The 12,084-nt window shown below is 64.3% G+C and carries 11 protein-coding genes; 5 read left to right on the top strand and 6 right to left on the bottom strand.

Annotated elements, in window-relative coordinates; all coding sequences use genetic code 11:
- Nucleotides 1-144 precede the first annotated feature (144 nt).
- The gene (locus ACXJMY_RS30520) at nt 145-1,227 is read right to left on the bottom strand and encodes a substrate-binding domain-containing protein (RefSeq protein ID WP_456623053.1); all 1,083 of its coding nucleotides are present in this window, start codon (nt 1,225-1,227) and stop codon (nt 145-147) included.
- Nucleotides 1,228-1,340: 113 nt separating this feature from the next.
- Between ACXJMY_RS30520 and ACXJMY_RS30515 the strand changes: the two genes are divergently transcribed.
- Both ACXJMY_RS30515 and ACXJMY_RS30510 read left to right on the top strand, forming a co-directional pair.
- Nucleotides 1,341-2,825, top strand: coding sequence for an aldehyde dehydrogenase family protein (locus tag ACXJMY_RS30515; protein ID WP_456623052.1), 1,485 nt, complete (start codon nt 1,341-1,343; stop codon nt 2,823-2,825).
- 188 nt (nt 2,826-3,013) lie between these two features.
- Nucleotides 3,014-3,277, top strand: a complete 264-nt coding sequence (locus ACXJMY_RS30510; RefSeq protein WP_456623051.1) for a hypothetical protein — start codon at nt 3,014-3,016, stop codon at nt 3,275-3,277.
- A gap of 208 nt (nt 3,278-3,485) precedes the next feature.
- Here the strand turns inward: ACXJMY_RS30510 and ACXJMY_RS30505 are convergent, their stop codons facing one another.
- The gene (locus ACXJMY_RS30505; RefSeq protein ID WP_456623050.1) at nt 3,486-4,382 is read right to left on the bottom strand and encodes an alpha/beta hydrolase family protein; all 897 of its coding nucleotides are present in this window, start codon (nt 4,380-4,382) and stop codon (nt 3,486-3,488) included.
- Between the two features lie 182 nt (nt 4,383-4,564).
- Here ACXJMY_RS30505 and ACXJMY_RS30500 point away from each other — a divergent pair, with 182 nt between their 5' ends.
- From ACXJMY_RS30500 to ACXJMY_RS30490, 3 genes are read left to right on the top strand one after another with little or no spacing between them, the layout of a single operon-like run.
- Nucleotides 4,565-5,953 (top strand): class II 3-deoxy-7-phosphoheptulonate synthase, encoded by a 1,389-nt coding sequence (locus ACXJMY_RS30500; protein WP_456623049.1) that lies wholly within the window; start codon nt 4,565-4,567, stop codon nt 5,951-5,953.
- Nucleotides 5,954-5,957: 4 nt separating this feature from the next.
- Nucleotides 5,958-6,311, top strand: a complete 354-nt coding sequence (locus ACXJMY_RS30495) for a diacylglycerol kinase (RefSeq protein WP_456623048.1) — start codon at nt 5,958-5,960, stop codon at nt 6,309-6,311.
- A 59-nt stretch (nt 6,312-6,370) separates the two neighbouring features.
- Complete coding sequence (locus ACXJMY_RS30490; protein WP_456623047.1) at nt 6,371-8,128, top strand: NAD+ synthase; 1,758 nt, start codon at nt 6,371-6,373, stop codon at nt 8,126-8,128.
- 273 nt (nt 8,129-8,401) lie between these two features.
- Here the strand turns inward: ACXJMY_RS30490 and ACXJMY_RS30485 are convergent, their stop codons facing one another.
- Genes ACXJMY_RS30485 through ACXJMY_RS30470 form a run of 4 tightly spaced genes read right to left on the bottom strand, consistent with a single transcriptional unit; the run spans nt 8,402 to nt 12,024 of the window.
- The gene (locus ACXJMY_RS30485) at nt 8,402-8,794 is read right to left on the bottom strand and encodes a cytochrome C oxidase subunit IV family protein (protein WP_456623046.1); all 393 of its coding nucleotides are present in this window, start codon (nt 8,792-8,794) and stop codon (nt 8,402-8,404) included.
- 9 nt (nt 8,795-8,803) lie between these two features.
- On the bottom strand, nt 8,804-9,526 hold the full coding sequence (locus ACXJMY_RS30480; RefSeq protein WP_456623045.1) for a heme-copper oxidase subunit III family protein: 723 nt from the start codon (nt 9,524-9,526) through the stop codon (nt 8,804-8,806).
- Nucleotides 9,527-9,541: 15 nt separating this feature from the next.
- A complete protein-coding gene (locus ACXJMY_RS30475) occupies nt 9,542-10,249 on the bottom strand; it encodes a cytochrome c oxidase subunit 3 (RefSeq protein ID WP_456623044.1) in 708 nt (235 codons plus the stop codon).
- The gene (locus tag ACXJMY_RS30470) at nt 10,246-12,024 is read right to left on the bottom strand and encodes a cbb3-type cytochrome c oxidase subunit I (RefSeq protein ID WP_456623043.1); all 1,779 of its coding nucleotides are present in this window, start codon (nt 12,022-12,024) and stop codon (nt 10,246-10,248) included. Before ACXJMY_RS30470 ends, ACXJMY_RS30475 begins: the two co-directional genes overlap by 4 nt.
- Nucleotides 12,025-12,084: the final 60 nt, after the last annotated feature.

Raw genomic sequence — 12,084 nt, 5'->3', positions numbered from 1 at the left:
GGTCGATACGAACGCTCAGCTGGGGAAGCGATTTGGCGCTCGCGCGCGACATGATGGGGTCTCGTGGGCTCTGCTTTGCGAGATTGCCACTGTTGCCCGTCGTGAACAAGGTGAGGGGGGCCGATATCCGGATGACATGCGATATCATCGCACGGCGTGCATCTCCAGGAACGCCTTCACGCCGGTCACCTCGCCAGTATCCGACGGGACGTAGCCGGGCAGGCTGGCGACAGCCGCGCGGAAATCGGCGCTGCGCATAATCTCGAGGATGCGTCGCATCGGCTCGGTGTCGAGGAACGCGCGCTTGCAGACGAAAAAATAATCCTCGGTGAGGACCCGGATGAAGTCGAGGCCGAATTGCCGGGCGGCGGCCTCGACGCCGAAGCTTGCATCCGCCATGCCGCTCGCGACATAGGCGGCGACCGCGGCGTGCGTGAATTCGATCTGCTGCGCGCCGTTGATCCGGCTCTCGTCGATGCCGTGCGCGGCGAGCAACTGGTCGAACAGCAGGCGCGTGCCGGAATCATGGTCGCGGTTGACGAAGCGCACCCTGGGTGCGGTGAGATCGTCGATGGACCCGATGCCGAGCGGATTGCCGCGCGCGACCATCAGTCCCATCTCGCGCGTGACGAAGCTGATGACGCGGTCCTCGCGCGCATCGAGCCATTCGCGCGCCGTCTTGATGCCTTGCGCGCGCAACGTGCCGTGCGGCAGATGCAGGCCGGAGAGATCGCAGGCGCCTTGTGCCAGCGAGACCAGCGAATTCTGGTTGCTGACATAGCGCAGGTCGACGCCGATGCCGGGCTCACGGTCGAGGAATTCGCGCAGTTTTGCGACTGCAAAGCCGTGGCTGGCGTGGACGCGGATCACCGAGGGCCGCTGCTCGAGGAACGGCTTGATCTCGCTTGCGAGCTCCTGCGCCAGGTTTTCGAGCTGCGGGCCGAGCCGCGCCTGCATGCGCTCGCCGGCCCACACCAGCCGCTCGCCGAAGGCGGTGAGCTTGGTGCCCTTGCCGCGCCGGGTTTCGACCAGCGGCGTGCCAAAAAACTCCGACCATTGCTCGATCAGATTCCAGACGTGGCGGTAGGAGAGGTGGGCGTCGGTGGCGGCGCTGGAGATCTTTCCGGTCTTCCGGATTTCATTGAGGACGCCGAGCATGACCACCGCCGTGCGCGGGCTGCCCTCCCGGCGAAACCGCCAAACAGCCTCAATCTCGATCTGGAGCATGGCCATTCCTTATGAAGTCGATTTCATATCTTGGGTGTCCATAGGCACACGATATCATATTTACTTCGGCTATTCTGCGCCTAGTCTGGTATACCAGAAATGGAGGAAATATGATGTCAGTTGCATATGACTTTGCGCATTCGCCGGCGACAGAGTTCATGTCCCGGCCGCAGCATCTGCTGATCGACGGCCGCCGCGTCCCGGCAAGCTCCGGCCGCACCTTCAAATCCCTCAATCCCGCCACTGGTCAGGTCATCGCCACCGTCGCCGAGGGCAACGAGGCCGATGTCGAGCTCGCCGTCGCCGCCGCGCGCCGGGCGTTCGAAGGCCCCTGGCGCACGATGCGCGCGTCCGAGCGCGGCCAGATCCTGCTGCGCTGGGCGGAGCTGCTCAAGCAGCACGGCGAGGAGATCGCCGAGATCGAGTCGATCGATGCCGGCAAGCCGATCTCGGCAACGCTGCGCCAGGATTTCCCGGCGGCCGTCGACACGCTGATCTATTACGCCGGCTGGGCCGACAAGATCAGCGGCGACGTCGTGCCCGTGCGTGACGATGCCCTGACCTACACCGTGCGCGAGCCGGTCGGCGTGGTCGCGGCGATCGTGCCCTGGAATTTCCCGCTGATGATCGGCATGTGGAAGCTGGCGCCGGCGCTGGCCTGCGGCTGCACCATCGTGATGAAGCCGGCCGAGCTGACCTCGCTGTCGGCGCTGCGTATCGCCGAGCTCGCGCTCGAAGCCGGCCTGCCGCCCGGCGTCTTCAACGTCGTCACGGGGCCGGGCCGCGTCGTCGGCGACGCGCTGGTCAATCATCCCGATGTCGACAAGGTGACCTTCACCGGCTCGCCGGGTGTGGGGCGCGGAATCATGAAGGGCGCGGCTAGCAACTTCAAGCGCGTCTCGCTCGAGCTCGGTGGCAAGTCGGCCAACGTCATCTTTGACGATGCCGATCTCGAAGCGGCCTCGAAGGCGGCCGCCTCCGGCATCTTCTTCAATGCGGGCCAGGTCTGCTCGGCCGGCTCCCGCGTGCTGGTGCAGGAGAAGGCCTATGACGAGGTCGTCGAGCGGCTGGCCGCGCGCGCCAAATCGCTCAGGATCGGCGATCCCCTTGATCGCAAGACGGCGCTCGGGCCCGTGATCTCCGAGAAGCAGATGAAGTCGATCCTCGACTATGTCGACATCGGGCAGAAGGAGGGCGCGACGCTGGTCACCGGCGGCGAGAAGGTCGGCACGCGCGGCTATTTCATCAGCCCCGCCGTGTTCGCAGGTGTCGAACACGAGATGCGGATCTCGCAGGAGGAGATCTTTGGCCCCGTCGTCAGCGTCATCAGGTTCAAGGACGAGGCCGACGCATTGCGGATCGCCAACGGCACCGCCTACAGCCTCGCCGCCGGGGTCTGGAGCCGCGACATCGGCAAGCTCCAGCGCTTCGCCAAGCGGGCGCGCGCCGGCACGGTCTGGATGAACACCTATGGCTATACCGACGTGCGCCTGCCCTGGGGCGGCGAGCGCGACTCCGGCCTCGGCCGCGAGCACGGCACGGCCGCGATCGACAATTTCACCGAGCCCAAGGCTGTCTGGATGAATCTGGCCGTCTGATAACCTCCCGATCGGCCAATCCTGGGCCCGCCTGATCATCCGGTCAGGCGGGCCCTCTTTTCGAGATCGATAAAATTGTCTGCATTCCGCTCAGCGGCAGCAAACCCTGCGGACAAGAACCGCGCCGCCTTAAACCTCGGTTTTGGAACCGGCGTGCATGCTTCCCGGCAATAGGTTGGGGCATCGGCATGTCAATTCTCAGGGAGATCGTCGTTGCGGTGGCGGGAGTCTACGCGCTCCTGTGCGCCTGCGACGCAGTGTTCGGCGTCGGAGAGGCGCGTTTCGACGACGCCTATTACAGCAGCGATTTCTACGCGCCGCGGCCGAAGGAGTTTCGCTTCGCGAGCAACACGCCGCCGGCGAAACGCGTCGCCGACGCCTTTGCGCAATTCGCGCCGGGTGAAGCCAGGCCGAACAAGCGTTACTCGTCCCTGACGACGATCATCCGCTAATTCGAACGGCTCACGCCGCCCGTTGGTGGCGATAGTCGTCAAGCACATCCCAGCGTCGTCCCGGCGAAGGCCGGGACCCATAACCACAGGGAGCAGTTTGGCGAAGACTCGTCGTTCGGTACTTCTACCTCACGCAATCGACAGATTCCGCGGTATGGGTCCCGGCCTTCGCCGGGACGACATCGAGGTTGTGGCGAACGTCGTTCTCCTACTCCCCCTGGATCCATTCCGCCACGCCGCGCCAGAGCGTGTCGCGGTGGTCGGGGCGGAAGAAGCCGAAATGGCCGATCGCCTTGGCGCCGATTTCGGATGGCTTCACCGTCAGCACCTCCGGCTTGATCGCGGTGAATCCGCTCACGAGCAGCTCGACCGCCGGTCGCGTCGCCCAGGGATCGTCGGAGAAGCACAGCGCGCGCAGCTCGCCCTTGAAGTTTGCAAAATTCTCCAGCGCCGGCAGCTTGGAATCGAACAGATAGCGCGGGCTGGACACCCACTCGGCCCATTGCAGGAAGACGCCCTTGGGCAGATCCTCGCCAATGCCGGCCCAGCCCGGCGCGTAGCCGAGCGTGTGGGCCAGCGGCACGCCGATAAAATTCATGAAAGCGTAGACGCGATATTTTTCCGGCGATGTCATCAGCCGCCAGGTCGCGGCCTGCGAGGCCAGCAGTATGGCGCGGGAGATCTCGGTGTTGTTCGCCAGCAGCCCCAGCGCCTGGCCGCCGAAGGAATGGCCGACATAGGCGAGCGGCAGGGTGTCGTACCGCTCGCGCATCCAGCGCACCGCGGCGGTGACGTCCAGCGCCGCCCAATCCGACATCGAGGCCTTGAAGCCGACCAGCGATTTCGGCTGGTTGTAGCCGACCATCGCCGGCTGCCGGGAGTCGCCGATGCCGCGATAGTCGTAGGTCAGGACCGCGCAGCCGCGATGGGCGAGATAGGAGGCAAAGCCGCGATAGATTTTTCGCGGCACGGCGGTTGCCGAATTGATCAGGACGGCGTGGCGCTTGGTGCCGCGCGGCAGGAACAGCGTGCCGGTCAGCGCATACCCGTCGGTCGCCGGGAAGCTGATCTCGTCGATGAAAACGTCGTCGCGCGCCGCGTCCATGGGTAGAAGCTGTCCTGGCCTGAGTTTCCTCTGGCTTCCAGCAAATGCGAATTCGGCTTTGCCCGCAAGGGTTTGCAGTGCGAAATGGATTTACAACTGGCGGGCGGGGGCCAGCCTGTGTATAAGGCGGCCCTCGCAACCCACAGATCAGGTTGTGCTTTTTGCTTCACGGAGAGATTGCGATGTCTGAGCGGTGGACGCCCGAGTCCTGGCGCAGCAAGCCGGTGCTACAGGTGCCCGATTATCCCGACGCCAAGGCCCTGGCCGACGTCGAGGCGCAGCTTGCGACCTTTCCGCCGCTGGTGTTCGCGGGCGAGGCGCGCAATCTGAAGAAGTCGCTGGCGCGGGTTGCGGCCGGCGAGGCCTTCCTGCTCCAGGGCGGCGACTGCGCCGAGAGCTTTGCCGAGCACGGCGCCAACAACATCCGCGACTTCTTCCGCGTGCTGCTCCAGATGGCGGTGGTGCTGACCTATGCCGGCGCAGTCCCCGTGGTGAAGGTCGGCCGCATCGCCGGCCAGTTCGCCAAGCCGCGCTCCTCGCCGACCGAAAAGATCAATGGCGTCGAGCTGCCGAGCTATCGCGGCGACATCGTCAACGACATCGCCTTCACCAAGGAAGCGCGCGTCCCGGATCCGCAGCGCCAGCTGATGGCCTATAGGCAGTCGGCGGCGACGCTGAACCTGCTGCGCGCCTTCGCCACCGGCGGCTACGCCAATCTCGGCAGCGTGCATCAGTGGATGCTCGGCTTCCTGAAGGATAGCCCACAGTCCCGCCGCTACAAGGAACTGGCCGACCGCATCTCGGACGCGCTGAACTTCATGCAGGCCTGCGGCCTCGATCTCGAGGCCCATCCCGAGCTGCGCTCCACTGATTTCTACACCAGCCACGAGGCGCTGCTGCTCGGCTACGAGCAGGCCATGACCCGCGTCGATTCCACCACCGGCGACTGGTACGCGACCTCGGGCCACATGATCTGGATCGGCGACCGCACCCGCCAGCTCGACCACGGCCATATCGAATATTTCCGCGGCATCAAGAACCCGATCGGGCTGAAATGCGGTCCGTCGTTGAAGGCCGACGAGCTCTTGAAGCTGATCGACGTGCTCAATCCCGACAACGAGCCGGGCCGGCTGACGCTGATCGGCCGCTTCGGCTCCGACAAGGTCGGCGAGCACCTGCCGAACCTGATCCGCACCGTGAAGCGCGAGGGCAGGGTGGTGGTCTGGTCGTGCGATCCCATGCACGGCAACACCATCACCTCCACGTCGGGCTACAAGACGCGGCCGTTCGACCGCATCCTGTCCGAGGTGAAGTCGTTCTTCGCGATCCACGCCGCCGAAGGCACCCATGCCGGCGGCGTGCATCTGGAGATGACCGGCCAGGACGTCACCGAGTGTCTCGGCGGCGCCCGCGCGATCACGGACGAGGATCTCAACGACCGCTATCACACGGTCTGCGATCCCCGCCTCAACGCCGAGCAGTCCATCGACATGGCTTTCCTGGTGGCTGAACTGCTGAAGCAGGAACGCGCCGGCAAGGCGAGGCCGATGCCGGCCGTCGCGGGGCTCTAAGACCTTGCTGCGGATCTGGAAGGCCACGATCAATTCCCGCAACGGGCTCGCCTTTGCGTTCCGCTCGGAGCAGGCCGTCCGCGAGGAGATCGTTGCGCTCCTGCTGTCGCTGCCGCTGGCCTGGTTCATCGGCTCGACCGCAGTCCGCGCGGTCGAGCTGGTCTGCGCCGTTGCGTTCGTGCTGGTGGTCGAGCTGCTCAACACCGCGATCGAGAAGCTTGCCGACCGCCTGACCTTGGATCACGACAAGCAGATCGGACGGGTCAAGGACATGGGCTCGGCGGCGGTCGGCGTCGCGCTCCTGATGGCCGGTGCGTTCTGGATCTTGGCCGTCATCGAGCGACTGGGTTTTCTCTAAAGCGCTCGCCGCGCTTTGGATTCTTGCTCTAGCCACTGAAATCGGACACGGGGCCGGCCATGACCGAACGTCTCGACGAATTCGCCGTCACGCTGGCCCAGCTCAATCCGACCATGGGCGACATCGAGGGCAACGCCGCGAAGGCGCGCGCGGCGCGCGCGCGGGCCAAGGCCGACGGCGCCGATCTCGTGCTGTTTCCGGAATTGTTCATCGCCGGCTATCCGCCGGAAGACCTCGTGCAGAAACCTTCCTTCCAGGCGGCCTGCCGCGCTGCGATCGAAGGCCTCGCGCGGGAGACGGCCGATGGCGGGCCGGCCATGCTGGTCGGCACGCCCTGGGTCGAGGACGACAGGCTCTACAATGCCTGCGCGCTGCTCGACGGCGGCCGCATCGCCGCGTTGCGCTTCAAATGCAACCTGCCGAACTATGGCGTGTTCGACGAGAAGCGGCTGTTCGCGCGCGGACCTGCTGCGGGTCCGGTCACCGTGCGCGGCGTGCGCATCGGCGTGCCGATCTGCGAGGACATCTGGCTGGAAGAGTCCGAGGACTACGAGAACGTGGTCGAGACGCTGGCCGAGACCGGTGCCGAGATCGTTCTGGTGCCGAACGGCTCTCCTTACGCCCGCGACAAGAACGACGTCCGCCTGTCGGTGGCGGTCGCGCGCGTCACGGAAAGCGGTCTGCCGCTGGTCTATCTCAACCAGGTCGGCGGCCAGGACGAACTGGTGTTCGACGGCGCCTCCTTCGCGCTCAACGGCGATCTCTCGCTCGCAGCCCAGCTGCCGGCATTCGAGGAGAGCGTCACCACGCTGCGCTTCGCCAGGAATGGCGAGGATTGGCGCTGCACCGGTCCGATCGCGACGCAGCCCGAGGGTGACCACGCCGATTACGCCGCTTGCGTGCTCGGCCTGCGCGACTACGTCGCCAAGAACGGCTTTCCCGGCGTGCTGCTCGGCATCTCCGGCGGCATCGATTCCGCGCTGTGCGCGGCGATCGCGGTCGATGCGCTCGGCGCCGACCAGGTGCACGGCGTGATGCTGCCCTATCGCTACACCGCACCACACTCGATCGCCGATGCCGGCGAACTCGCCGGACATTTGGGTATCCGCTACGAGGTTCTGCCGATCGCCGAGGCGGTCAACGGGTTCGAGACCATCCTCTCGGGCATCTTCAAGAACCTGCCGCCTGATATCACCGAGGAAAATCTCCAGGCCCGCACCCGCGGCACGCTGCTGATGGCGATCTCCAACAAGACCGGCCTGATGGTGATGACCACCGGCAACAAGTCGGAAATGTCGGTCGGCTACGCCACGCTCTACGGCGACATGAACGGCGGCTTCAACCCGATCAAGGACATCTACAAGACCCAGGTGTTTCGGCTGGCGGCGCTGCGCAATGCCTGGAAGCCCGACGGCGCGCTCGGGCCTGCGGGCGAGGTCATCCCGCCCGACATCATCACGCGCCCGCCGACGGCGGAGCTGCGCGAGAACCAGGCCGATCAGGATTCATTGCCGCCCTATGACGTGCTCGATGCCATCCTCGAGCGGCTGATCGAGCGCGAGGAGCCGCTCGACCAGATCATCGCCGCCGGCTTCGACCGCGAGACGGTGGCGCGCATCGACCATCTGCTCAACGTCGCCGAATACAAGCGCCGCCAGGCCGCGCCCGGGGTGAAGGTGACGCGCAGGAATTTCGGCCGCGACCGCCGCTATCCCATCACCAACCGCTTTCGCGACAAGGGCGAGCCGCTGCCCGCGCCGGACGACACGTTGGTGTCGCGCGGCAACGGCCGATCTGCGGACGCGTTTGAGGGGTAGCACCGGAGAGAGACGGGCGGTCTTGCCACACACCTATCTGTCATCATCCGCGACCCGGCTACGCCAAGGCTTCGCCGGGGCTGAGGTCCAGGAGCGCCGAAGCTTTAGCGTAGGCGGCAGGCGGATGATCCAGTACTCCGCGGCGGACGTTGCAGAAGCCGACTCCTGCCGCGGAGTACTGGATGCCCCGCCGGAGCCTGTCATCGGGCTCGCCGGAGGCGAGACCCGGTGGCGGGGCATGACAGTGGGGCGAGGCGCGAACTCACATGAGCGCTACGACGGGGTTGCGAAAAACATCACCCGCAGGAAGTGCGTGTACTCGGATTCGAGCACCATGATCGCAACAAATACCATCACCGCTATCGGCGGTGTCAGGATCGCATAGGCCAAGGCCAGCCGCTCCCAGGCCATGTGCATGAAGACGGCGACGATCAGGCCGGCCTTCAACACCATGAACAGCAGGATCAGCGACCACCTCAGATAGCCATGCAGGCCAAAGTAGTCGACGAGGTAAGAGCAGGTGCTGAGGACGAACAACCATCCCCAGACCACGAGATAGAGCTTGATCGGGTGCTGCTGACCCTTGGCGTGCACGGCTCCCGCAGCGACTGCGCCAGACGCCGGAGCGTGGAGATTTCCTTCCATGTGTATTGCCGCGTTTGCCATGCTCCGACCTCACCAAAGATAGAAAAATGCGAAGATGAACACCCACACGAGATCGACGAAGTGCCAGTACAGCCCGGTGATCTCGACGATCTCGTAATAGCCCTTGCGGCTCGTGAAAAAGCCACGCCTCTCGACATCGAAGTCTCCCCGCCAGACCTTGCGCGCGATCGCGATCAGGAAGATCACGCCGATCGTCACGTGAGTGCCGTGGAAACCCGTGATCATGAAGAAGCTTGAGCCGAACTGCGCCGCGCCCCACGGATTGCCCCAGGGACGGACGCCCTCCATGATCAGCTTGGTCCATTCGAACGCCTGCATGCTGACGAAGGTTGCGCCAAATGCCGCCGTGACCAGCATCAGGATTGCGGTTCTCGCGCGATCCCGGCGGTAGCCGAAATTGACGGCCATCGCCATCGTCCCGCTGCTGCTGATCAGGACGAAGGTCATGATGGCGATCAGGATCAGGGGGATGTGGTTGCCCCCGATGTTGAGGGCGAAGACTTCGCTGGGATTCGGCCACGGCACGGTCGTCGACATGCGTGCCGTCATGTAGGAGAGCAGGAAGCAGCTGAAGATGAAGGTGTCGCTGAGGAGGAAGATCCACATCATGGCCTTGCCCCAGGACACGTTCTTGAAGGCACGCTGATCCGACGCCCAGTCGGCCGCGATGCCTGGCCAGCCTTCAAGCCGGGCAGGCACTTGTCCGGTATCTCTCAGCGCGGTCTCGGCCATCTCGTCCCGTCCTTCCTAGCTCAGCAATTGGCGACAGATGTCGACGAAATCGTCGGTCCAGCCCGTCAAGAGACCGAGCAGGACCAGCCATACCAGCAGCAGGAAATGCCAGTAGATGGTGCAGAGTTCGACGCTCAGGCGCACCTCGCTTGTCCTTGCGCCTTGCTGCCATACCTTGGCTGTCGTCCTGCCCAGGGCCACCAGGCCACCGGTCAAATGCAGCCCGTGTACGGCGGTGATCAGGTAGAAGAAGGAGTTGGCCGGATTGGACGCGACGAAGTATCCGGCGACGCGCAATTGTTGCCACGCCAGGATCTGTCCGGCGAGAAACGTGATCGCCGACGCTCCGCCGACGATCAGGCCGACGATGACGCCGTCCATGTCGCTCCGGCGCGCGGCCATGTACGCCCATTGCATGGCGACGCTGCTCAGGACCAGCACGCCCGTGTTGAACCACAGCAGCTTCGGCACCGGCATCGTCCGCCAGTCCACCATGTTCATGCGCATGGAGTAGGCGCTGATGACGAGTGCGAACAACGAGCCGGCAACAGCGAGAAACACGCCAAGTCCGACCTTCGCTGCCGGCCAGGTCATTGTGTCCGTGCCGGGGAAGTCACCGACCGGACCTTCCTCCAGCCAGGGTTTGGCTGTCAGCCGTTGCTGCGAGAGCCACCATCCGACGATGACCGCGATGACAACCAGGAACAGGACAATGGCGCTCACGGAGCAGCTCCCTGAACGGCCCCCGTGCTCGCGGGCGGCACGTTCTGCGGAATGAAGTCCTGCGCCGCGCCCGGGACGCTGTAATCATAGGCCCAGCGATACACCACCGGAAGCTCCTTGCCCCAGTTGCCGTGCCCTGGCGGCGTCTCCGGTGTCTGCCACTCCAGCGACGTCGCCCGCCACGGATTGCCGCCCGAGGGCTTACCCCCGAACAGGCTCCAGGCCAGATTGAACAGGAACACCATCTGGGCGAAGCCCACTGTCAAGGCGACCACGGTGATAAAGGCGTTCAGCGAATGGGCCGACGACGGGATGAACGACGTGTCGCCGAGTTCGAAGTACCGCCGCGGAACTCCGAGCAGCCCGAGATAATGCATGGGAAAGAAGATCAGGTAAGCGCCGAGGAACGTAACCCAGAAGTGAAACTTGCCCAGCACGTCGTTCAGCATTCGCCCCGTGACCTTCGGGTACCAGTGATAGATCGCTCCCAGCACCACCATGATTGGCGCGACGCCCATCACCATGTGGAAATGCGCGACGACGAACATGGTATCCGACAGGGGCACGTCCACGACCACGTTGCCGAGGAAGAGGCCGGTGAGCCCGCCGTTCACAAAGGTGATGATGAAGCCGAGGGCGAACAGCATCGGCACCGTGAGATGGATGTCACCACGCCACAGGGTCAGCACCCAGTTGTAGACCTTGATGGCGGTCGGGATGGCGATGATGAGCGTCGTCGTGGCGAAGAAGTATCCGAAATATGGGTACATGCCGCTCACATACATGTGGTGTGCCCACACGACGAAGCTGAGAGCCCCGATCGCCACGATGGCCCATACCATCATGCGATAACCGAAAATGTTCTTTCGCGCATGCGTGCTGATCAGGTCGGAGACGATGCCGAAGGCAGGCAGGGCAACGATGTAGACTTCGGGGTGACCGAAGAACCAGAACAAATGCTGGAACAGGAGCGGGCTGCCACCGCCATATTTGCTCAGCTGCCCCATCTCGACGAGCGTGGGCATGAAGAAGCTGGTTCCCAGCAGACGGTCGAGCAGCAACATCACCGAGCCAACGAACAGCGCGGGAAATGCCAGCAGCGCCATGACGGTGGCGGTGAAAATGCCCCACACCGTCAAGGGGAGGCGCATCAGGGTCATGCCGCGGGTGCGGCCCTGCAGCACGGTTACCACGTAATTGAGCCCGCCCATGGTGAAGCCGATGATGAACAGGATCAGGGACGACAGCATGAGGACGATGCCCCAATCCTGCCCGGGCGTTCCGGAGAGGATTGCTTGCGGCGGGTACAGCGTCCAGCCGGCGCCGGTGGGGCCGCCGGGCACGAAGAAGGCCGAGGCCAGCACTAGGACCGCGAGCAGGTAGACCCAGTAGCTCAGCATGTTCACATAGGGGAAGACCATGTCCCGTGCACCGACCATCAGCGGGATCAGGTAGTTGCCGAAGCCTCCGAGAAACAATGCCGTCAGCAGGTAGATCACCATGATCATGCCATGCATGGTGATGAACTGGAGGTACTGGTTGGCATCGATAAAGGAGAAGGTGCCGGGAAATCCCAGTTGCAGTCGCATCAGCCAGGATAGAACCAGGGCCACGAGACCGATGGCCGAGGCTGTCAGCGAGTACTGGATGGCGATGACCTTGGCGTCCTGCGAAAAGACGTACCGCGTCCACCAGCTCCTGGGATGGTAGAGCTCGACATCAGGGACTTCGGCAGGCGGAATGTCTGCGATCCTGTCATACGGAATGTCGACCATAGAACTACCTCCTCGGTCGTTTCCACTCGGGCGGCGATGAACGCGCCTTACATGCCAAAT

It is taken from the genome of Bradyrhizobium sp. P5_C12 (assembly GCF_054049735.1).
Note: the sequence above shows the minus strand (reverse complement) of the source record. Positions and strands in the feature narration are given on the sequence as shown.